Origin of the sequence: Streptomyces sp. NPDC088733, from assembly GCF_044751185.1 — a bacterium.
Lineage (GTDB): Bacteria > Actinomycetota > Actinomycetes > Streptomycetales > Streptomycetaceae > Actinacidiphila.
Map to the genome: position 1 here is coordinate 297,145 of NZ_JBIVLH010000003.1, position 21,471 is coordinate 318,615.

Here is a 21,471-nt window from a genome sequence, read left to right on the forward strand (position 1 = left end):
GACTGGACCGTAATCGGGGGTTGGGGCCACCGCAATGGTGCATTCACCCAGTGGACTCGTTCAGGCGGACATGGGGCGCTGCATCTTCACTGCCTGGAGCAGTCCGACCGCGACCCAGACCGCGAACATCGAGGATCCGCCGTACGAGACGAAGGGCAGCGGCAGACCGGCGACCGGCATGATGCCGAGCGTCATACCGATGTTCTCGAACGCCTGGAACGCGAACCAGGCCACGACGCCGGCGGCGATGATCGTGCCGTAGAGGTCGGTCGCGTTGCGCGCGATCTTGCAGGCCCGCCACAGGACGACGCCGAGCAGAACGATGATCAGCATGGCGCCGACGAAGCCGAGCTCCTCCCCCGCCACGGTGAAGACGAAGTCGGTCTGCTGCTCCGGCACGAACTGGCCGGTGGTCTGGCTGCCGTGGAAAAGGCCCTTGCCGAGCAGTCCGCCCGAGCCGATGGCGATGCGCGCCTGGTTGGTGTTGTAGCCGACGCCCGCCGGGTCGAGGGCGGGGTTGGCGAAGGCGGCGAAGCGGTCGATCTGGTACTGGTCCAGGACGCCGAGCTGCCACACCGCGACGGCGCCGCCGGCGCCCGCCGCGATGAGGCCGAGCACCCAGCGGTTGGACGCCCCGGAGGCGAGGAGCACACCGAGCACGATGACCGCCATGACCATCACGGAACCCAGGTCGGGCATCAGCATGACGATGGCCATCGGCAGGACGGCGAAGCCCAGGGCCTGGGCCACGGTGCGGTGGTCCGGGTGGATCCGGTCGCCCGCGTCCACCCGGGCGGAGAGCATCATCGCCATGCTCAGGATGATGGTGAGCTTGGTGAACTCGGACGGCTGGAGGGAGAACCCGCCGCCGAGCACGATCCAGGCGTGCGCGCCGTTGACCGTCGACCCGACCGGGGTGAGGACGGCCAGGACCAGCAGGACCGAGATCGCGTACAGCACCGGGACCGCGCCGCGCAGCCGGCGGTGGCCGAGCGCCACGGTGCCGGCCGCCAGTCCGAAGCCGATCGCGGTGTTGAGCAGGTGCCGCAGCAGGAAGTAGAGCGGGTCGCCGTGGGTGAGCTCGGTGCGGTTGCGGGTCGCCGAGTACACCAGGGCGGCGCCGATCATCGACAGCGCGAGCGCCGAGCCGAGCAGGACCCAGTCCATCCGGCGCACTATCGAGTCGCGCGCCATGAGCTTGCCGATGGCGCCCTTCTCCGGGGTGAAGCGCCGCATGGTGTAGCCGCTGGTGCTCATGCCCCGTACCTCCTGCCCAGCAGGAACCTCTCGGAGCGGTCCGGGGGCAGTGCGGCGGCCGTGTACACGCCGTCGCCCGGGGCGGACGGGACGGCGGGCACGTCCCAGGCGGCCTTGCGGGCCTGGATCGTGCCGTCCGCGGTGATCTTGGGCAGCGCGGTCTCGGGGTGCGGGAGCAGGGCCTTCTTGTTGTTGATCGACCCGTCCTTCTGGACGCCGTACATCGCCTCGTAGATGGCGCGGACGGCCGGGCCGGAACCGCCGGAACCCGTACCACCCTGGGAGATCGTCATGATGACCGCGTAGTCCTTGGTGTACGTGGTGAACCACGAGGTGGTCTGCTTGCCGGCGACTTCCGCGGTACCGGTCTTGGCGTGCAGGGTGATCTTGTCCTGCGGCCAGCCGTTGAAGCGCCAGGCCGCGGTACCGCTGGTGACCACGCCTTCCAGGGCCTCGTTGATGTACTTCAGGGTGTTCGCGCTCGCCGGGGCCTTCGCGGTGACCTTCGGCTTGATCCTCGTGATCGTCTTGCCGTCGGCGCTGATGATCGCCTTGCCGATGGTCGGCTGGTACAGCTTGCCGCCGTTGGCGATGGCCGAGTAGATGCGGGCCATCTGGATCGGGGTGACGAGCGTGTCGCCCTGTCCGATCGCGTAGTTGACCGAGTCACCGGCACGCATGACATAGCCGTCGACGCAGTTCTCGCGCGCGATCTGGCTGGCGTAGTCCTGCTTGTCGCTCTTGGCGACCTTGCACCAGTAGGTCTTGTTGGCCTCGTAGTAGTCGCGCTTCCACTGCCGGTCGGGGATCCGGCCGGTGACCTCGGAGGGCAGGTCGATACCGGTCAGCGAACCCAGGCCGTAGGCCTTGGCGGTCTTGTAGAACCAGTCCGCGGGGTGCTTCTTGGGCTTGGTGCCGCCGTCCTTGAGCCACTGGTCGTAGGACAGGTGGTAGAAGACGGTGTCGCAGGAGATCTCCAGCGCGTGCGCCAGGGTGATCTCGCCGGCGCTCTCGCCCTCGAAGTTGTTGAAGACCCGGCCGCCGATGGTCATCGAGGACGGGCAGGGGTAGTGCCCGTTGATGGAGTAGCCGGCCTTCACCGCCGCGGAGGTGGAGATCGCCTTGAACGTCGAACCGGGGGCGGACTGACCCTGTATGGCCCTGTTCAGCAGCGGGAAGTTGGACTTCTTGCCGGTGAGCTTGGCGTAGTCCTTGGCCGAGATGCCGCCGACCCAGACGTTGGGGTCGTAGCTCGGGGCGCTGGCCATCGCGATGACCTGGCCGGTGTGCACGTCCATGACGACGACCGCGCCGGAGTCCGCCTTGTAGTAGCTGCCCGTGACGGAGTCGAAGGTCTTGCGGGCCACCTTCATCGCCTGGAGCAGTTCCTTCTCGGCGACCGACTGGACGCGGGCGTCGATGCTGGTGACCAGGTTGCTGCCGGGCACGGCGGCGGTCTCGCCGGCCTTGCCGATGACCCGGCCGAGGTTGTCCACCTCGTAGCGGGTGACACCGGCCGTGCCGCGCAGCTGGGTGTCGTACGTGCGCTCCAGGCCGGAGCGGCCGATCTGGTCCGAGCGCAGCAGCGACCGGCCCTGCTTCTCCGCGTCGGTGATCTCGTCGTCGGTGACGGGCGAGAGGTAGCCGAGCACCTGGGAGGCGTTGGCCCCGAACGGCGAGGTGTAGCGGCGCACGGCGGTGGGCTCCGCGGTGATGCCGGGGAAGTCCTCGCGGCGCTCCATGATCTGCATCGCCTGCTGGGTGGTGGCCTCGTCGGTGATGGGGATCGGCTGGTACGGGGAGCCGTTCCAGCACGGCTTGGGGGTCTGCGAGTCGCAGAGCCGCACCTTCTTGAGGACCTCGTCCGGCTTCATGTGCAGCACGGACGCCAGCCGGGTGAGCACCGCGCGGCCGTCGTCCTTCTGCTTGAGCAGGTCGGTACGGCTGGCGGAGACCACGAGGCGCGTCTCGTTGTCGGCGAGGGGCACGCCCTTGGCGTCCAGTATCGCCCCGCGCACGGCGGGGGTGACGACTTCCTGGACGTTGTTGCTGTTGGCCTGCGCGGTGTAGTCGTCGCCGTCGCGGATCTGGAGGAACCACAGCCGGCCGCCGAGGGTGAACAGCAGCGACAGCACGAGGATCTGGAGGACCACCAGGCGGATGGTGACGCGCGGCGTGCGCCCGGTCTCGGGGATGTTGCTCACAGCCGCCGCCCTCCCTTGGCGACGCTCCCCACCTTGCCGAGCAGGCTCGGGCGCTGGCCGCCGATGCGGGCGCCGAAGCCGCTCGCCGAGGTGTCGTCGGTGAGTGGGTCGTTGTCCAGCCGGCGGGCCAGGCCCATGATCCAGGGCACGGTGAAGGGCGCGAGCAGCAGGTCGTACAGGGCGGCCGTGAACAGCAGCTTGCCCAGGCCCACATGCTGCGCCGCGGTATCGCCGACGAGGGCGCCGACGAGGGCGTACAGCACGGTGGACCCGATGGCCGCGGCGACGACGACGAGCATCGGCCGGGTGGCCGAGCGCAGTTGGCCGCTGTCGGGCTTGGCCAGGCCCGCGGCGTAGCCGATGACGCACAGCACGAGCGCGTAGCGCCCGGCGGCGTGGTCGGCGGGCGGGGCGAGGTCGGCGAGCAGGCCGGCGCCGAACCCGATGAGGGCACCGGCGACATGGCCGTACGTCAGTGCGAGGCCGAGCACGACCAGCAGCAGCAGGTCGGGCACCGCGCCGGGCAGGTGCAGCCGGGCCAGCACGCACACCTGGATCACCATGGCGGCGACCACCAGGCCGGTGGAGAGCAGCACGCGCTTCATCGGACCTCCTGCCCGTTCAGCGGGGACTGCGAGGGGTCGACGCTCGGCGTCACCGTGACGGTGACCGTCGGGATCGGCTTCGGGCCGGCGGGCAGCACCGAGTCGCGGGGGTCCTTGCGCGGGCCCTGGACGACGACGCCGACGATGTCGAGCTTGGTGAAGCCCACGAACGGGGTGACCTCGAGGGTGCGGGTGAGGCCGCCGCCCGCGCGGTCGACCTTGGAGACGGTGCCGACCGGGACACCCGGCACGAACGGCTTGTCGGCCTGCGAGCCGAAGGTCACCAGCCGGTAGCCGTTCCGCACGTGCGCCTTGCCGTTGAGCAGCTGCACCTGCATGGGGCGGTTGCCCTGGCCCGAGGCGAAGCCGAGTTCGGAGGACTTCTCCAGCCGGGTGCCGACAGTGAAGTCCGGGTCGCAGGCGAGCAGCACGGTGGAGGTGGACGGCCCGACGGTGGTGACCCGGCCGACCAGGCCGTCGCCGTTGATGACGGTCATGTCGCGTTCGATGCCGTCGTTGGCGCCGGCGTCGATGGTGACCGTCCACGAGAAGCCCTGCGCGGCTCCTATGGCGATGACCTGCGCGCCCTTGACGCGGTACTGGCCGGCCCCGGCGGTCTTGAGCAGCTTGTCGAGTTCGCGGGCGCGGGCGCGGGTGGCGTCCTTGCTGCCGAGCTGCTGCTTCAGCTCGGCGTTCTGCCGCTCCAGTTCACTGATCCGGCTGCTGCGGTCGCCTGAGTCGCGTACCGCGTCCACCGCGTTGTCCACCGGATCGACGGCCGCCGCGACCCCGTTCTCCACGGGGCCGAAGACGGCGGCCGCGGCGGACCGGGCACCGTCCAGCGGTGAGTCCTCACCCCCGCGGATGTCGACGGTGATCAGCGCGAACGCGATCGCCACCAGCAGCACCAGCAGAAGCCGGCTCTCTCGTGTGTCCCTCACGGGGGCCAGTCCGTGCCTTCCTCGTCAGAGCGTGTGGGCCGTGGGCCCGGTGTGCCGTGCCGGAGAGGAGAACGATCCGGCGTACGGGCGGGAGTTCGCCCGTACGAAGGATCGTGCGAACTCACCTGCGCGGCTGCGCGTCCAGGACCTGCTGGAGTGCCTCGAACTCCTCGACGCACTTGCCGGCGCCCAGCGCCACGCAGTCGAGCGGGTTCTCGGCAATGTGGATGGGCATGCCCGTCTCGGAGCGCAGGCGCTCGTCGAGACCACGCAGCAGCGCGCCGCCGCCGGCCAGGACGATGCCGCGGTCCATGATGTCGCCCGACAGCTCGGGCGGGCACTTGTCGAGGGTCGTCTTCACCGCGTCGACAATGGCGTTGACCGGCTCCTCGATGGCCTTGCGGACCTCGGCGGCGGAGATGACCACCGTCTTGGGCAGGCCGGAGACCAGGTCGCGACCGCGGATCTCGGTGTGCTCCTCGTCGTCGACCGAGAAGGCCGAGCCGATGGTGAGCTTGATCGATTCGGAGGTGCGCTCCCCCAGCAGAAGGCTGTACTCCTTCTTGATGTGCTGGATGATCGCGTTGTCCAGCTCGTCGCCGGCGACCCGGATGGACTGCGCGGTGACGATGCCGCCGAGCGAGATGACGGCGACCTCGGTGGTGCCGCCGCCGATGTCGACGACCATGTTGCCGGTCGCCTCGTGGACCGGGAGCCCGGCGCCGATCGCGGCCGCCATCGGCTCCTCGATGATGTGCACCTGGCGCGCGCCGGCCTGGGTGGCGGCCTCGATGACCGCGCGGCGCTCGACACCGGTGATGCCGGAGGGAACGCAGACCACGACCCGCGGACGGGCCAGGTAGCGCCGCTTGTGGATTTTGAGGATGAAGTAGCGCAGCATGCGCTCGGTGATCTCGAAGTCGGCGATCACCCCGTCCTTGAGAGGACGGACCGCGACGATGTTGCCGGGGGTCCGGCCGATCATCTTCTTCGCCTCGGAGCCGACCGCGAGGATGCCGCCGGTATTCGTGTTGATGGCGACGACGGACGGCTCGTTGAGGACGATCCCGCGACCCCTGACGTACACCAGCGTGTTGGCAGTGCCGAGGTCGACAGCCATGTCACGGCCGATGAACGACATGTTGTTCGCCATGAGGGTACGTCTGGCCTTCCCGAGCTGGAGCAGTGTGGGGGTGAGCACGGCGGGGCGCTGTGCGCGAAGCCTGAGGAGCGGAGATTCCATCCTAGTCGCGCCCGTCGGGGCGCGGGGTCAGGGATCCGCCGCCATTGTCATCAGAACACACAGCGGCCCCCGGCAATGGTGACGCCGTGTCGGCGGAATTGGTTCCCCCGTACGACGGGCATATGCCGCCAGGTGGCCGGGAAAAATTCCGGCCACCCATTGCGCTGATCGGGCGTCAGCGGGGAATCCGGGGCGAATGGCGCCGGGGATCAGGCCAGACCGGGAAAGAAGATCTTGATCTCCCGCTCGGCCGACTCCTCGGAGTCGGAGGCGTGGATCAGGTTCTCCCGGACGATGGTGCCGAAGTCGCCGCGGATCGAGCCGGGCGCGGCGGCGATCGGGTCGGTCGGGCCGGCCAGCGCACGCACGCCCTCGATGACGCGCTCGCCCTCGACGACCAGGGCCACGGACGGGCCGCCGGCCATGAACTCCATCAGCGGCTCGTAGAAGGGGCGGCCCACGTGCTCGGCGTAGTGCTGCTCCAGGACCTGCCGCTCGAGCGTGCGCAGCTCCAGCGCGGTGATGCTCCAGCCGGCCTTGCGCTCGATGCGGCCGAGGATCTCGCCGACCAGGCCGCGACGAACGGCGTCCGGCTTGAGAAGGACGAGGGTGCGCTGCGACACGGTGTGACTCCTATGTGCGGGGTAGCGGGTACGACGACATTACCGGGCGCCGGTGTGCGCCTCGGCCCGCCCCCTCGGCACCGGTCAGGCCGTCCGCGCCGCCCGGGCCGCCTTGGCCTGGTCGACCTTGCGGCCGTAGTGGACGGCGGCCCACCACAGCGCGGCGAAGACCAGGCCGAGGAAGAACATCACCGGCAGCACCAGGCCGCTCAGGACCAGCCCCGCCTGGAGCACCCAGCCGACCGCCAGACCGCCGCGGCGGCCCAGCATTCCGCAGAGCAGCACGCACAGTGCCATCGCCACGCCGCAGACCGCCCACACGGTGCCCGCCGACAGGTCCGGCTGTTTCATCGCGACCAGCCCCGCGAAGCCGATCACGAAGAATTCACCGATCAGAGTGCTCGCGCACAGGGTCCGCATCCGCTTGGTTCCGCTTCCCGCTCGTCACTTGCGGCCCAGCAGCAGCCGGGCCTCTCCCACGGTGACCACCGAACCGGTGATCAGCACCCCGGCACCGGAGAACTCCCCCTGGTCCTCGGCCAGCGTGACCGCCGCCTCGATCGCGTCGTCCAGCCGCGGCTCGACCTGCACCCGCTCGTCGCCGAAGACCTCGACCGCGAGCGCGGCCAGCTCGTCCACGTCCATCCCGCGCGGGGTGGAGTTGCGGGTCACCACGACCTCCGCGAAGACCGGCTCGAAGGCCTCCAGCAGCCCGCGCACGTCCTTGTCGCCGCTCGGGCCGACGACACCCACCAGATGGGTGAAGCCGAACGCCTCCGCGAGCGAGGCCGCCGCCGCCCGCGCGCCCGCCGGGTTGTGCGCCGCGTCCAGCACCACGCTCGGGCTGCGGCGGACGACCTCCAGCCGGCCCGGCGAGGTGACGGACGCGAAGGCCGCGCGCACGGTGTCGATGGCCAGCGTGCGGTCGTGCTCGCTGCCGATGCCGAAGAACGCCTCCACCGCGGCCAGGGCCACGGCCGCGTTGTGCGCCTGGTGCTCGCCGTGCAGCGGCAGGAACACCTGCTCGTACTCGCCGCCCAGGCCGCGCAGCGTCAGCAACTGCCCGCCGACGGCGACCTCCCGGTGCACGACGCCGAACTCCATGCCCTCGCGGGCGACCGTCGCGCCCACCTCCACCGCGCGCTGGAGCAGCACCTGCGCGGCCTCGACCGGCTGCTGCGCCAGCACGACGGTCGCGTCCTTCTTGATGATCCCGGCCTTCTCCACCGCGATCTCGCCTGTCGTGGACCCCAGCCGGTCGGTGTGGTCCAGGGAGATCGGGGTGACGACCGCGACCGAGGCGTCGATGACGTTGGTGGCGTCCCAGCTGCCGCCCATGCCGACCTCGACGATGGCGATGTCGACCGGCGCGTCGGCGAAGGCCGCGTAGGCCATGCCCGTCATCACCTCGAAGAACGACATGCGGTACGGCTGCGAACCGTCGACCATCTCCACGTAGGGCTGGAGGTCGCGGTAGGTCTCGATGAACCGCTCCGGCGCGATCGGCCGCCCGTCCAGGCTGATGCGCTCGGTCACCGACTGCACGTGCGGGCTGGTGTACCGGCCGGTGCGCAGGTCGAAGGCGAGCAGCAGCCGCTCGATCATGCGCGCGGTGCTGGTCTTGCCGTTGGTGCCGGTGATGTGGACCGAGGGGTACGAGCGCTGCGGCTCGCCCAGGATGTCCATCAGGGCCGTCATGCGGTCCAGCGACGGCTCCAGCTTGGTCTCCGGCCAGCGGCCCGCCAGCTCCGTCTCGACCTCGCGCAGGGCCTTGTCCAGCTCCGGGTCGGCCGGACGGCCGGGGATGTCGTCGTCCGGGGGCACCGGCCCGCCGGTCCGCAGGGTGCGGCTGCCCGCCTCGATGACCGCGAGATCCGCCTCGCGGACGGGGCCGGCCCCCTCGGCCCCCTCGTCGGCGTCGGCGTCACCGGCCTCGCCGGCACCGGCGTTCAGGCCGAGCGCGGTCAGCGGGTCGGAGAGGGCGTCACCCTCGGGGTCGGGGTGGGGGTCGTGGCCGTTGCCGGGGCGCGAAGTACTCACGCCACCAGTCTACGAACCGGGCGGAGCGGTCCGGGCCGTGGGCGGGCACTCGCGCCCGCCCACGGCTCCCGGTCATGCCTGCGGCAGTCCGGCCAGCTGGGCGGTGATGCGGGCGATGTCCGCCTCGGCCGTCTCCAGCCGGGTGCGGATCTTGGCGACCACCGGATCGGGCGCCTTGGCCAGGAACGCCTCGTTGCCGAGCTTGGCCGTGGCCTGCGCCTTCTCCTTCTCCGCCGCCGCGAGGTCCTTGGCGAGCCGCTTGCGCTCGGCCTCGACGTCGATGACACCGGACAGGTCGAGCGCGACCGTGGCGCCCGCGACCGGCAGGGTGGCGGTGGCCGCGAAGCCCTCGCCCTCCGGCTGGAGGCGCAGCAGCTGGCGCACCGCGGCCTCGTGGGCGTCCAGGCCGGTACCGGCCAGGTCCAGGCGGGCGGGGACCCGCTGGCCCGGCTGGAGGCCCTGGTCGGCACGGAACCGGCGGACCTCGGTGACCAGCGACTGGACGGCGCCGATCTCCTTCTCGGCGGCCGCGTCGCGGAAGCCGGAGTCCTGCGGCCAGTCGGCGGTCACGAGCGTCTCGCGGCCGGTCAGCGTCGTCCACAGCGTCTCGGTGACGAACGGGACGACGGGGTGCAGCACCCGCAGCAGCTTGTCCAGCACCTCGCCGAGGACCCGCCGCGACACCTCGGCGGACCGGCCGCCCGCCATGAAGGTGGTCTTGGACAGCTCCACGTACCAGTCGAACACCTCGTCCCACGCGAAGTGGAACAGGACGTCGCTGAGCTTGGCGAACTGGTAGTCGTCGTAGAGCGCGTCGACCTCGGCCACCGTGGACTCCAGCCGCGACAGGATCCAGCGGTCGGTCGCCGACATCTCCTGCGGCGCGGGCAGTGCGCCCTCGACCGTGGCGCCGTTCATCAGCGCGAAGCGCGTGGCGTTCCAGATCTTGTTGGTGAAGTTGCGGGAGCCCTGGACCCAGTCCTCGCCGATCGGCACGTCGGTGCCGGGGTTGGCGCCGCGCGCGAGGGTGAAACGCAGCGCGTCGGAGCCGTACTTGTCCATCCAGTCCAGCGGATTGACCACGTTGCCGAAGGACTTCGACATCTTCTTGCCGTTCTGGTCACGGACCATGCCGTGCAGGGCGATGGTGTGGAACGGCGGGGTCCCGTCCATCGCGTAGAGGCCGAACATCATCATCCGGGCGACCCAGAAGAAGAGGATGTCGTAGCCGGTGACCAGGACGGAGTTCGGATAGAACTTCTCCAGGCTCTCGGTCCGCCCGGGCCAGCCGAGGGTGGAGAAGGGCCACAGGCCGGAGGAGAACCAGGTGTCCAGGACGTCGGTGTCCTGCGTCCACCCGTCCCCGGACGGGGGCTGCTCGTCCGGGCCGACGCAGACGACCTCGCCGTTCGGCCCGTACCAGACCGGGATGCGGTGGCCCCACCACAGCTGGCGCGAGATGCACCAGTCGTGGAGGTTGTCGACCCAGTCGAAGTAGCGCTTCTCCATCTCCTGCGGGTGGATGGCGACCCGGCCGTCGCGGACCGCGTCACCGGCGGCCTTGGCGAGCGGGGCGACCTTGACCCACCACTGCATGGACAGCCGCGGCTCGATGGTGGTCTTGCAGCGCGAGCAGTGCCCGACGGAGTGGGTGTAGGGGCGCTTCTCGGCGACGATGCGGCCCTCGGCGCGCAGCGCGGCGACGATGGCGCTGCGCGCCTCCAGCCGGTCCAGGCCCTGGAAGGGGCCGTGCGTGGTGATGATCGCGTGCTCGTCCATGACGGCGAGGTTCGGCAGGCCGTGGCGCTGGCCGATCTCGAAGTCGTTGGGGTCGTGCGCCGGGGTCACCTTGACGGCGCCGGTGCCGAACGCGGGGTCCACGTGCTCGTCGGCGACGATCGGGATGCGGCGGCCGGTGAGCGGCAGTTCGATCTCGGTGCCGACCAGGTGGCGGTAGCGCGGGTCCTCGGGGTGGACGGCGACCGCGGTGTCGCCGAGCATCGTCTCGGCGCGGGTGGTGGCCACGACGATCGACGCATCGCCCTCGCCGTAGCGGATGGAGACCAGCTCGCCCTCGTCGTCCTGGTACTCCACCTCGATGTCCGAGATGGCGGTCAGGCAGCGCGGGCACCAGTTGATGATCCGCTCGGCGCGGTAGATCAGCTCGTCGTCGTAGAGCTTCTTGAAGATGGTCTGGACGGCCTGGGACAGTCCCTCGTCCATGGTGAAGCGCTCGCGCGACCAGGCGACGCCGTCGCCGAGGCGGCGCATCTGCCCGGAGATCTGGCCGCCGGACTCCGCCTTCCACTGCCACACGCGCTCGACGAAGGCCTCGCGCCCGAGGTCGTGGCGGGACTTGCCCTCCTTGGCGAGTTCGCGCTCCACGACGTTCTGGGTGGCGATGCCGGCGTGGTCCATGCCGGGCTGCCACAGCGTCTCGAAGCCCTGCATGCGCTTGCGTCGGGTGAGGGCGTCGATCAGCGTGTGCTCGAAGGCGTGGCCGAGGTGGAGGCTGCCGGTGACGTTGGGCGGCGGGATGACGACGGTGTACGGCGGCTTGTCGCTCTTGGCGTCCGCCTCGAAGTAACCGCGCTCTACCCAGCGCTCGTACAGCGGCCCCTCTACCTCGGCCGGCGCGTACTGGGTCGGCAGTTCGGGGATCGCGCTGTTCGGCCCGCTCGCGGCGGCCTGCTGAGTGTTGTCGGTCACGGCGCTCAGTTTACGGGCGCGGCCGCCCCGCCAACGAATCCCCTGCCGCCGCGGGGCACGGGCGGGACCGGAACCCGAAGGAGTGACCGTACACGGACAAGGGTAGGGGGAGGTCCGCGGGCGCCTGCCCGGTCGCCGCGCAACGGGGCGGGGCGGGGCGGGCAGCGGGACGGACGGTCGACGGCCGCACGGCGGCGCCGGTTCGCCCTGAATGATGCCAACCGGACGTCCGTACGTTCTTGTTACCGATTCCTGACGGCCCGGACGTAAAGGCGGGTTAAACAAGCGCCAGGATGAGCACCAGACAGCAGTGAACAACGAGGGGACCCCCGCATGAGCTTCAACCAGCCGCCTCCCCAGCCGGGTTGGGGAGGCCAGCCCGGCTACGGCCCTCCCCCGCAGCCGCCCACCCAGCCCCAGCCGCAGGTCCCGCCCGGCTACGGAAGCGCGCCGCAGGACGGTTACGGCTACCCGCCGCAGCCCGCGCAGCCCCCGCAGGGCGGCATCCCGCAGCAGCCCGGTGCGTGGGGTCAGCAGCCCGGTGCCTGGGGCGCCCCGCCCCCTCCCCCGCCCTCCGGCGGCGGCAAGGGCAAGGTGGCCGGCATCGTCATCGGGGTCGTCCTCGCGATCGCCCTGATCGGCGGCGGGCTGGTGTTCCTGCTGGGCGGCAACGGCGGCGGCCTCGGTGGCGGCGGCGGCGGCGGCGACTACACGCTGTCGATGCCGGCCACGCTGCTGGGCGGCGAATACACCAAGGACGCGTCCAACGGCGCCAACTCCGGGCTGAGCAACGGCGAGTCGGGGAACGACGCGGGCATCAAGAGCGCCAAGACGGTCTCGGGCGCGTACAAGAACTCCTCGAACTCCCAGCTGGTCGTCTCCGGTGCCTACGGCGACATCACCGACCCCGGCGCCGCCCTCGACGCGATGCTGACCGGCTTCAAGAACAGCGCCGCCTCCTCGGCGGGGCAGGAGCCCACCGAGCAGCACCCGGCGGGCTTCGACGGGGCCGTCATGAAGTGCGGCACCTTCGGTTCCGGCGGCGTCACGTTCCCATACTGCGCCTGGGCCGACGACAGCACGGTCGCCATGGCGATGAACATGAACCTGGACATCCTCGGCACCACCCGGACCCCCTCGGTCGCCGAGTGGGCCGACAGCACCGTGAAGATCCGCGACGAGGTCCGGGTCAAGAAGTAGCACCGCGCCAACGCGAAAGGGGGCGCCCGGCCTTCGCCGGGCGCCCCCTTCACGTGTACGGCGGGAGCGTTACGCGCTCTTCTGCTCGCCCTTGCCGATGATGCGCGGCTCGCGCGGCACCAGGGTGGGGTTCACATTGGAGTGAACGACGTCCTCGGTGATGACCACGCGGGCGACGTCCTTGCGGGACGGCACCTCGTACATGACCGACATCAGCACCTCCTCCATGATGGCGCGCAGACCCCGCGCGCCGGTCTGGCGGAGGATGGCCTGGTCCGCGATGGCCTCCAGGGCGGTGCGCTCGAACTCGAGCTCGACACCGTCGAGCTCGAACAGCCGCTGGTACTGCTTGACCAGTGCGTTGCGCGGCTCGACGAGGATCTGCAGCAGCGCCTCGCGGTCGAGATTGTGCACGCTGGTGATGACCGGCAGACGGCCGATGAACTCGGGGATCATGCCGAACTTGACCAGGTCCTCGGGCATGACCTCGGAGAACTGGTCGGCCGCGTCCATCTCGCGCTTGGAGCGGATGGTCGCGCCGAAGCCGATGCCCTTGGCGCCCGCGCGGGACTCGATGATCTTCTCCAGGCCGGCGAAGGCGCCGCCCACGATGAAGAGCACGTTGGTCGTGTCGATCTGGATGAACTCCTGGTGCGGGTGCTTGCGCCCGCCCTGCGGCGGCACCGAGGCCGTCGTGCCCTCCAGGATCTTCAGCAGCGCCTGCTGCACGCCCTCGCCCGAGACGTCGCGGGTGATCGACGGGTTCTCGCTCTTCCGGGCGACCTTGTCGATCTCGTCGATGTAGATGATCCCGGTCTCGGCCTTCTTGACGTCGTAGTCGGCCGCCTGGATCAGCTTCAGCAGGATGTTCTCGACGTCCTCACCGACGTAGCCGGCCTCGGTCAGCGCCGTGGCGTCCGCGATCGCGAACGGCACGTTGAGCATCCGGGCCAGGGTCTGCGCCAGCAGGGTCTTGCCGGAGCCCGTGGGGCCCAGCAGCAGGATGTTCGACTTGGCGAGTTCGATGCCGTCGTCGTGACCGCGCCCGCCGCTGTTCTCGCCGGCCTGCACGCGCTTGTAATGGTTGTAGACCGCGACGGAGAGCGCCTTCTTCGCCGGCTCCTGGCCGACGACGTAGCTCTCCAGGAACTCGTAGATCTCACGCGGCTTGGGGAGATCCTCCCAGCGCACCTCGGAGGACTCGGCGAGCTCCTCCTCGATGATCTCGTTGCAGAGATCGATGCACTCGTCGCAGATGTACACACCGGGCCCTGCGATGAGCTTCTTCACCTGCTTCTGGCTCTTTCCGCAGAACGAGCACTTGAGCAGGTCGCCGCCGTCACCGATGCGTGCCACGAGGTGCTTCCCCTTCGCCTGGGTCCCGTCAGTTCGACGAGTCCTGGTGCTTGCCTATCGACGGTACCTTGCCGCGCCCCCAGTGCGGGCCCCCCTTGGGACGACTGGGTCGTGACCTGCACAACCCTGCCGCCCCAAGAAGGGACTTTCGTGCCTCAAGAGGCCCACAGGGCCTCTTGCGGTCCTCAGACCGCGACGCTCGAACTCTTGCGAGTCGAGACGATCTGGTCGACCAGACCGTAGGAGAGGGCCTCCTCGGCGGTGAGGATCTTGTCGCGCTCGATGTCGTCGCGGATCTTCTCGATCGGGGTGCTGGAGTGCTTGGCGAGCATCTCCTCCAGCTGCGCACGCATGCGCAGGATCTCGTTCGCGGCGATCTCCAGGTCGGAGACCTGACCGCGACCCGTCTCGCTGTACGGCTGGTGGATCAGGATGCGGGCGTTCGGCAGCGCCATGCGCTTGCCGGGCGTACCGGCGGCCAGCAGCACGGCCGCGGCGGACGCCGCCTGGCCCATGCAGACCGTCTGGATGTCCGGCTTGACGAACTGCATCGTGTCGTAGATGGCGGTCAGCGCCGTGAAGGAGCCGCCGGGGCTGTTGATGTAGACCGAGATGTCGCGGTCCGGGTCCATCGACTCCAGGCACAGCAGCTGCGCCATGACGTCGTTGGCGGACGCGTCGTCGATCTGCACGCCCAGGAAGATCACGCGCTCCTCGAAGAGCTTCGCGTACGGGTCGTACTCGCGAACGCCCTGGGAGGTGCGCTCGATGAAGCGCGGGACGACATAGCGGGCCTCGGCGGCGCTCATACGGTCGTACATACCGCTGCCGGGGAAGTTCTGGGTGGTCACGTTCACCGTCCTGATGATGAGCAGTGGGCTGGGGTCGGTCCTGCGGGGCTGATCGGGCTCAGGCCCGGTCAGGCGCCCGTGCCGCCGCCGCCCGGTACGTTCACCGCGTGCGTGATGACGTCGTCGATCAGGCCGTACTCCTTGGCCGCGTCCGCGGAGTACCAGCGGTCGCGGTCGGAGTCGCGGGTGATCTCCTCGACACTACGGCCGGAGTGCTGCGCGATCAGCTCGGCCATGCGCTTCTTGGTGCGCAGGAGCTGCTCGGCGTGGATCTTGATGTCGGACGCCGAACCGGCGAGGCCGGCGGACGGCTGGTGCATCAGGATGTCGGTGTTCGGCAGCGCGAAGCGCTTGCCCGGCGTACCGGCCGTCAGGAGGAACTGGCCCATGGAGGCGGCCAGGCCCATGGCGATGGTGACCACGTCGTTCTTGATGAACTGCATGGTGTCGTAGATCGCCATGCCCGCGGTCACGGAACCGCCGGGGCTGTTGATGTAGAGGTAGATGTCCTTGTCCGGTTCGGCGGCAAGGAGGAGCAGCTGCGCGGTGATCTTGTTGGCGATGTCGTCGTCAACAGGCTGGCCGAGGAAGATGATCCGCTCGCCGAGCAGCCGGTTGTAGACCTGGTCGCCGAGGCCACCGATGGTCGGCTCGCCGGCGGCGGAAGGCATCGGAGTCGTCACGTATCCACCTGCTCGTTGTCGGACGGCGGTGAGCCGTCTCAGGGACTTCTCGTAGGGCACGGGCCCTCGTACTTACGGACCCTAACGCGCAGGTGGGGCCCGGCAATCCCCCACGCGAAACTGTTCGCTGTGAGCGCAGGCTGGCCCTACGCCGTGAGCGAACCCGAGCAGAACGGGCCCGGACGCGGAGGGCGTCCGGGCCCGTTCTACGACGCATCGGGCGGCGCGGGGCTCAGGCCTCGGCGTCGTCCTTCTTCGCCTCGGCCGCGGGCTCGCCGGCGGCCTCGGAGGACGCCTCGACCGTCTCGCCGGTCTCGTCGGTGTCGTCCTCCTCGTCCTCCAGGTCGACGACCTCGCCGTTGGTGTCCTTGACCGTCGCGGCCTCGACCACCAGCGCCAGCGCCTTGCCGCGGGCGACCTCGCCCACCAGCAGCGGCACCTGGCCGCCCTCGACGACGGCCTGGGCGAACTGGTCGGGGCTCATGCCCGAGGAGGCGGCACGGCGCATGAGGTGCTCGGTGAGCTCCTCCTGGTTGACCGACAGCTTCTCCTTGGAGACCAGCTCGTCCAGCACGAACTGGGTCTTGATGCCCTTCTTCGCCTGCGACTCGATCTCCGCGTCGTACTCCTCGCGGGTCTTGCCCTCGCGCTCCAGGAACGTGTCCCAGTCCAGGCCGAGGGCCGGGAACTGGTGGTGCTCCAGGTTGTGCGTGCGGGTCTCGATCTCGTCGGTGAGGAGCTTCTCCGGCAGCGGGATCTCCACCAGCTCCAGGAGGGCGTCGAGCACCTTCTCCTGCGCCTGGGTGGCCTGGTCGTACTGCTTGATGCGCTCCTGGCGCTTGACGGCGTCGGCGCGCAGCTCCTCCAGCGTGTCGAACTCGCTGGCCAGCTGGGCGAAGTCGTCGTCCAGCTCCGGCAGCTCGCGGGACTGGACGGAGGTCACGTCGACCTTGACCTCGGCCGTCTGCCCGGCCGCGGAGCCGCCCTTGAGCTCGGAGGAGAAGGTGGCGGAGCCGCCGGCCTCGACGCCGGTCACGGCCTCGTCGATGCCGTCGAGCAGCTCGCCCGAGCCGATGGTGTAGCTGACGCCCTTGGCGACGCCGTCCTCCAGCACCTCGCCGTCGACCTTGGCCTCCAGGTCCACGACGACGACGTCACCGTCGGCGGCGGCGCGCTCGACCACCGTGGTGGACGCGAAGCGCTCGCGCAGCTGCTCCAGGGACTTCTCGACGTCCTCGTCCGACACCTCGATGGGGTCGACGGTGACCTCGATGCCGGAGTAGTCCGGGATCTCGATGACCGGACGGATGTCCACCTCGGCGGTGAACTTCAGTTCCTCACCGTCGTTGAACTCGGTGATGTCGACCTCGGGCTGGCCCAGGACGTTGAGCTCGCCCTCGTTGACAGCCTCCGTGTAGAACTTCGGCAGGGCGTCGTTGATGGCCTCTTCGAGGACCGCGCCGCGGCCGAACCGCTGGTCGATGACACGCGCGGGGATCTTGCCCTTACGGAAGCCCGGCACCGTGACCTGCTGGTTGATCTTCTTGTACGCCGCGTCGAGGCTGGGCTTGAGCTCCTCGAAGGGCACCTCGACAGTGAGTCGAACCCGGGTCGGGTTCAGAGTCTCGACGGCGCTCTTCACGGTTGGGTCTCCTTGGGGGCTTTACGTTGATGGGCGGCCGCTCGGTGATCATGCGGATTCGGCGAATGCGGTCGCATGCCGGGTGGCCGACAACCCATCCTACCGGTACCACAAACGTGCGGCCGGGCCTCTCCGGCGCATGGCGCCGGGGACTGGTCGGGGTGGCCGGATTCGAACCGACGACCTTCCGCTCCCAAAGCGGACGCGCTACCAAGCTGCGCCACACCCCGTCGGTGCGACACGTAGAGTACATGCCCCCGCACACCCTGGCGCCCATATATGCGGGTGCGCGGAAGCCAGGTCGATCGGCTACGATGCGGTGTGCCAGAATGACTGGCCGTTGCGGGCGTAGCTCAATGGTAGAGCCCCAGTCTTCCAAACTGGCTACGCGGGTTCGATTCCCGTCGCCCGCTCTGTGAGGCGAAGGCCCAGGTCAGGGGAGGTTTTCCCCGGCCTGGGCCTTCGTCGTTCCCGGTCCGGTCCGGGACGCCGTGCCACGCACGTGCCACACGGGTCACGTCGGCCGTCATGATGTGGGCGTGACACACCGCATCGCGCTCTCGGCATTCGGCGCTCTCGTCGGCCTGGGGCTTCTGGGCGTCTTCGTCCGGGACTCCCTGTCGGGGGCTTCCCTCGTGTGGCCGGCCGTTGCGGCCGCCACCTCCGCCGCCGCAGTCCACACGCTCGTCCGTGACGTTCGCGACGCCCGTCGCCGGGCCCGCTGAACCGCGCAAGCCGTCGCCCGTACGGCTCAAGCCGCGGTTGATCCCCCCTTGTCGTACCCGGCACCTACGGTGACCGCCACCGGTCGAGAACCACGAAAGGCGAGCCATGGGTGCCAGCGGGTGGGACTACGTCACTGCGTACCGAGGAAGCCTCCGGGCGACGCTGACAGCCCTGCACGGCGAGGTGTTCCAGGAGCTCTACGGCGGCGGCGAGGAGTACGGGAGCCTTCAGGAGCTCTACGCCGACGAGGAGTTCATGGGCGAGGAGGGCACGCACTCGATCCTGGACATCGAACGCGTCGTCGAGACGAAGAGGCGCCGGCGCAATCCTCGATCGCCCGAGCACGGCACGATTCGGCCGCTGGCTCCCGCCCCGCTCATGCATCACTTCGGCACCGAACGTCCGACCGTCGACCAGTTCAATGACGCGCTGGCCCGGTCGTACGAGGCGATGGACACAAGGCGGCCGGGCGAGGAGGACACGACGCTGCTGGGTGAACTCCGGGCGCGCTGGACGGGCTTCTGCGTGCTCCTCCACACCGACGACCGGCCCACCCATGTGGGCTTCTTCGGCTTCTCCGGGGACTGACACGCGGTACGGCCGCCACGCCCTGCGTCACTGGTGGGTGGCCAGCCGGGTCCCGAACGTGGTGACCTCGATGAGCCCGTCGCACGGCTGCAGACCGGGCTTCGAGAGGACGACGGGGCGTGCGTCGTGGGGGACCCTGACCTCGGCTCTGAGCGGCGATTCGGGGACCGGGTGAGAGCAGTCGATGGACAACGAGTTGAGCCACAGCAAGTCGAAGGACGTGCTGTGCCCGGGGGAGAGCACGACGTCCGCAGGCGGCCGCAGCCGCGAGCGGACCGTTGTGAGACGCCGCTGTTCGTTCAGTCTTGTTCCCGGCGGACACGACCGGGTGTGCGGGGTGGGCCCGGGGAGGCAGATCGACACCATGTCGTAGCCGTAGAAGATCAGACCGGGCCAGCCGTTGAGCCGGCACGTCGACCGGCCCGCGTTGCGCAGCAGGACTCTGGTGACGGTCTGTTCCCCGTACTGGCCCGAGAACAGCCCCGGGTACGCGGTCGAGGCGGTGAGGTCGGGGGCCGAGCAGTCCCGGATCTCGGGGGTCGTGGGCGTCGTTGCCGTTGCAGCCGCGGTTGTCGCGGAGAGGGTCGGCAAGGCCGCCGCGGTGGCGGACGGGCGCGTGACAGGGGTAGTGGGGGGAGTCGGGGCCGGGGAGGGCGTGACGGCCGGGGCGGCCCGGCTCGGGACCTGCCCGTCGACCGACGCCGGTACACCGGCTGGCGCGGCACATCCCAATGCCGTCAGTAGCAGCGTGCAGGCCGTTGCGTGTCCCCACCGTCTCCCCATGCGCCGCAACGTAACAGCGAGGTCCGCGGTGTGCGGAGGCGGTCCCGGTGTCAGGGCCGCGCGCCCGCCGCAACGAGCGTGCGGCGGACACGAGCCCTTCCGTGGGTGCGGATCAGATGGCGGTCAGCGTGAGGACCGCGGTGTACGTGCCGGCCGGGGTGAAGGTCGGGGCGTCCAGGTCGAGTCTGGCGCCGAGTTCCGTGGTGCCGAGGCCGATGCCCATGGCCAGGGTCCGGGCGTCCTTGAGGCCGGTGCCTCCGGGAGCGACCGGGTCGCCCGCGATGACCGTGTGGACGTTGCCGTGGTCCAGGACGGTGGGGGCCCAGGTCAAGTGGCTCGCGTCGATGACGTGGCCGGCCGGGTCGGTGAAGTCGCCTGCCTGGGCGCTGACGACCCACATGTACTCGCCCGGGCGGGTGTCGGTGACGGTGACCGGGGCCATCTGACCCGAGGTGTGCAGGAACTCGCCCGACTCGTCGAGCAGCGGGGTCGGCAGCTCCACGTGCGGGTCGCCCGCGACGGACATCACGAGCGCCCCGGGTTCGAGCGTCGTCCTGATCAACTGCTCCGCGCCAAGGGCGGGCCCGTCGCACGAGGGACCGCTGTCCACCCGGTCGCAATCGGACGGGTAAGGGGCCGTCGTGACGAACGGGTTGGTGCCGTCGGCCGAGTAGGTGGGGTTGCGGCAGTTGCTGATGTCGATCGACTCGACGTTGACGCCGGGGATCTTGCGGACCTGTTGCAGACCGGCCTGCACGAGGTTGACCGGCAGGGGCGAATAACCGAGGTCGTCCACGTTCTGCTGGCCCTGGCAGAGGAAGTAGTACGCGAAGGCGCCCAGGGCCTGGCCCTTCTGGGCGGTGAAGTGCGACTCCAAGGCGGTCGGGACGATCATGTAGCTGTAGCTGGAGAGCGGATAGGCACGCGGGTCGGTGTTGTTGTAGACAGCGTCGAGGTTCTGCGTCGTGTCCTGGCCGATCCGCGCCTTCGTCAGCGCCACCGCGACGTTCCGCGGCGTGGGCGCGACGTAGTACCCGGCCTTGTTGAGCACCTTGGCGACCGGGTAGCCGGTGGTGTACTTCGCGTACGAGTACTCGACGTACGTGATGGTGCCCGCGTTGCGGGCCTGTGCCACGTAGCCGGCGACGCCGTTCGAGCCCGCCTGGGCAATGACGCCGGTGCCCGGCGCCAGCGGGTAGTCCGAGGTCGTCCCGCAGGGGGTGCTGCGGCCGGCCCGGGCGCAGTAGTCGTTCCACAGGGACGGGTACTGCCTGCTCATCCAGGTGCTGAACTGCGCCGTGCTGCCCGAGCCGTCGGAACGCACCACAGGGACGACCGGGCGGTCGGGCAGCTTGGCGGCGATCGCGGGGTTGTCGGCCTTGATGGCGGGGTCGTTCCAGCTCGTGATCCGGCCGGTGAAGATCTTGGTGATGACGTCGCCGGACAGCCGCAGGTCGGTCACCCGCATGCCGTCGATGGTGAGGTTGTAGAGGAAGGACGTGCCACCGGCCGTGATCGGCAGGTAGGCGAAGTTGCGGGACGGCGGCGCGTCGGTGCCCGAGTCGTCGACACCGTAGGGGATCTCGGAAACGGCGTAGTCCACCGTGCCGTTGCGGTACTGGTTGCGGCCGTCGGAGGAACCGGTGCCGCTGTAGCTCACCGTCATGCCGTACTGCTTGACGTAGGCCCGCCACTGGTCGAGCGCGTTCTGGCTCCAGGTCGACCCGGCGCCCGAGATCGGCACGTACGTGGCGGCTGTTGCCGGGCCGGCGCCGAACAGGACGCCGGCCAGAAGGGTGAGAGCGGTGACGACTCTCAGACGCGCGAGAAATGCCGGAAGCGAGCCGGGCATGGTGAAGGACTCCTGGTCGGTGCGGTCGCGTGCGGGCCGACGTGGTCGCTGAGGGGATGAGGCGGGTTTCGCCTGTTCGTGCGTGGTGCCACGCTGCCCCGCTCCCCCCTGTCACGGCGCACGGTGTCCGTGCCCGCGGCGCGATCGGGGGCCCACCCCCTGAGCCCG

18 protein-coding genes and 2 tRNA genes are annotated in these 21,471 nt (G+C 69.9%); 4 read left to right on the top strand and 16 right to left on the bottom strand.

The window, feature by feature from the left end; translation table 11 throughout:
- Positions 1-60 precede the first annotated feature (60 nt).
- The 9 genes from rodA to ACIP64_RS07475 all read right to left on the bottom strand — a co-directional run bounded on the left by rodA (position 61) and on the right by ACIP64_RS07475 (position 11,622).
- Complete coding sequence (gene rodA, locus ACIP64_RS07435; RefSeq protein WP_401582782.1) at positions 61-1,257, bottom strand: rod shape-determining protein RodA; 1,197 nt, start codon at positions 1,255-1,257, stop codon at positions 61-63.
- Positions 1,254-3,461 (bottom strand): penicillin-binding protein 2, encoded by a 2,208-nt coding sequence (gene mrdA, locus ACIP64_RS07440; protein WP_401582784.1) that lies wholly within the window; start codon positions 3,459-3,461, stop codon positions 1,254-1,256. Before mrdA ends, rodA begins: the two co-directional genes overlap by 4 nt.
- A complete protein-coding gene (gene mreD / locus ACIP64_RS07445) occupies positions 3,458-4,066 on the bottom strand; it encodes a rod shape-determining protein MreD (RefSeq protein ID WP_401582785.1) in 609 nt (202 codons plus the stop codon). Before mreD ends, mrdA begins: the two co-directional genes overlap by 4 nt.
- Positions 4,063-5,007: a rod shape-determining protein MreC gene (gene mreC, locus ACIP64_RS07450; protein WP_401582787.1), complete on the bottom strand. Its 945-nt coding sequence runs from the start codon at positions 5,005-5,007 to the stop codon at positions 4,063-4,065. The genes mreD and mreC overlap by 4 nt, the downstream gene beginning before the upstream one ends.
- 121 nt (positions 5,008-5,128) lie before the next feature.
- Complete coding sequence (locus ACIP64_RS07455) at positions 5,129-6,148, bottom strand: rod shape-determining protein (RefSeq protein WP_360907006.1); 1,020 nt, start codon at positions 6,146-6,148, stop codon at positions 5,129-5,131.
- A gap of 311 nt (positions 6,149-6,459) precedes the next feature.
- Positions 6,460-6,873 carry a nucleoside-diphosphate kinase gene (gene ndk, locus ACIP64_RS07460; RefSeq protein ID WP_360906922.1) on the bottom strand — a complete coding sequence of 138 codons (414 nt, stop codon included), beginning with the start codon at positions 6,871-6,873 and terminating at the stop codon, positions 6,460-6,462.
- A gap of 84 nt (positions 6,874-6,957) precedes the next feature.
- Positions 6,958-7,293 (bottom strand): DUF4233 domain-containing protein, encoded by a 336-nt coding sequence (locus ACIP64_RS07465; RefSeq protein ID WP_401582789.1) that lies wholly within the window; start codon positions 7,291-7,293, stop codon positions 6,958-6,960.
- Positions 7,294-7,317: 24 nt separating this feature from the next.
- Positions 7,318-8,913 carry a bifunctional folylpolyglutamate synthase/dihydrofolate synthase gene (locus tag ACIP64_RS07470; protein ID WP_401582791.1) on the bottom strand — a complete coding sequence of 532 codons (1,596 nt, stop codon included), beginning with the start codon at positions 8,911-8,913 and terminating at the stop codon, positions 7,318-7,320.
- Between the two features lie 72 nt (positions 8,914-8,985).
- Positions 8,986-11,622 (bottom strand): valine--tRNA ligase, encoded by a 2,637-nt coding sequence (locus ACIP64_RS07475; protein ID WP_401582793.1) that lies wholly within the window; start codon positions 11,620-11,622, stop codon positions 8,986-8,988.
- A 333-nt stretch (positions 11,623-11,955) separates the two neighbouring features.
- On the opposite strand from ACIP64_RS07475, the gene ACIP64_RS07480 reads away from it, so the two are divergent.
- Positions 11,956-12,822, top strand: a complete 867-nt coding sequence (locus ACIP64_RS07480) for a hypothetical protein (RefSeq protein WP_401582795.1) — start codon at positions 11,956-11,958, stop codon at positions 12,820-12,822.
- 69 nt (positions 12,823-12,891) lie between these two features.
- Here ACIP64_RS07480 and clpX read toward each other — a convergent pair whose 3' ends face one another.
- The 5 genes from clpX to ACIP64_RS07505 form a co-directional block, all read right to left on the bottom strand.
- Positions 12,892-14,178, bottom strand: a complete 1,287-nt coding sequence (clpX, locus tag ACIP64_RS07485; RefSeq protein ID WP_360906930.1) for an ATP-dependent Clp protease ATP-binding subunit ClpX — start codon at positions 14,176-14,178, stop codon at positions 12,892-12,894.
- Between the two features lie 185 nt (positions 14,179-14,363).
- A complete protein-coding gene (locus tag ACIP64_RS07490; protein WP_401583206.1) occupies positions 14,364-14,999 on the bottom strand; it encodes an ATP-dependent Clp protease proteolytic subunit in 636 nt (211 codons plus the stop codon).
- 98 nt (positions 15,000-15,097) lie between these two features.
- Positions 15,098-15,700 carry an ATP-dependent Clp protease proteolytic subunit gene (locus ACIP64_RS07495; protein ID WP_319661580.1) on the bottom strand — a complete coding sequence of 201 codons (603 nt, stop codon included), beginning with the start codon at positions 15,698-15,700 and terminating at the stop codon, positions 15,098-15,100.
- 244 nt (positions 15,701-15,944) lie between these two features.
- Positions 15,945-17,354, bottom strand: a complete 1,410-nt coding sequence (tig, locus tag ACIP64_RS07500) for a trigger factor (protein ID WP_401582796.1) — start codon at positions 17,352-17,354, stop codon at positions 15,945-15,947.
- A 153-nt stretch (positions 17,355-17,507) separates the two neighbouring features.
- A tRNA-Pro gene (locus ACIP64_RS07505) sits at positions 17,508-17,584 on the bottom strand.
- A gap of 112 nt (positions 17,585-17,696) precedes the next feature.
- Here ACIP64_RS07505 and ACIP64_RS07510 point away from each other — a divergent pair.
- The 3 genes from ACIP64_RS07510 (at position 17,697) to ACIP64_RS07520 (ending at position 18,668) form a co-directional block, all read left to right on the top strand.
- Positions 17,697-17,767: transfer RNA gene (locus tag ACIP64_RS07510), tRNA-Gly, on the top strand.
- Positions 17,768-17,893: 126 nt separating this feature from the next.
- On the top strand, positions 17,894-18,079 hold the full coding sequence (locus ACIP64_RS07515) for a hypothetical protein (protein WP_401582798.1): 186 nt from the start codon (positions 17,894-17,896) through the stop codon (positions 18,077-18,079).
- 106 nt (positions 18,080-18,185) lie between these two features.
- The gene (locus ACIP64_RS07520; protein WP_401582799.1) at positions 18,186-18,668 is read left to right on the top strand and encodes a hypothetical protein; all 483 of its coding nucleotides are present in this window, start codon (positions 18,186-18,188) and stop codon (positions 18,666-18,668) included.
- A gap of 27 nt (positions 18,669-18,695) precedes the next feature.
- Here the strand turns inward: ACIP64_RS07520 and ACIP64_RS07525 are convergent, their stop codons facing one another.
- Both ACIP64_RS07525 and pstS read right to left on the bottom strand, forming a co-directional pair.
- Entirely contained in the window at positions 18,696-19,259 is a 564-nt protein-coding gene (locus ACIP64_RS07525) for a DUF4232 domain-containing protein (protein ID WP_401582801.1), read from the bottom strand.
- 304 nt (positions 19,260-19,563) lie between these two features.
- Positions 19,564-21,303, bottom strand: a complete 1,740-nt coding sequence (gene pstS, locus ACIP64_RS07530; RefSeq protein WP_401582803.1) for a phosphate ABC transporter substrate-binding protein PstS — start codon at positions 21,301-21,303, stop codon at positions 19,564-19,566.
- Between the last annotated feature and the right edge of the window lie 168 nt (positions 21,304-21,471).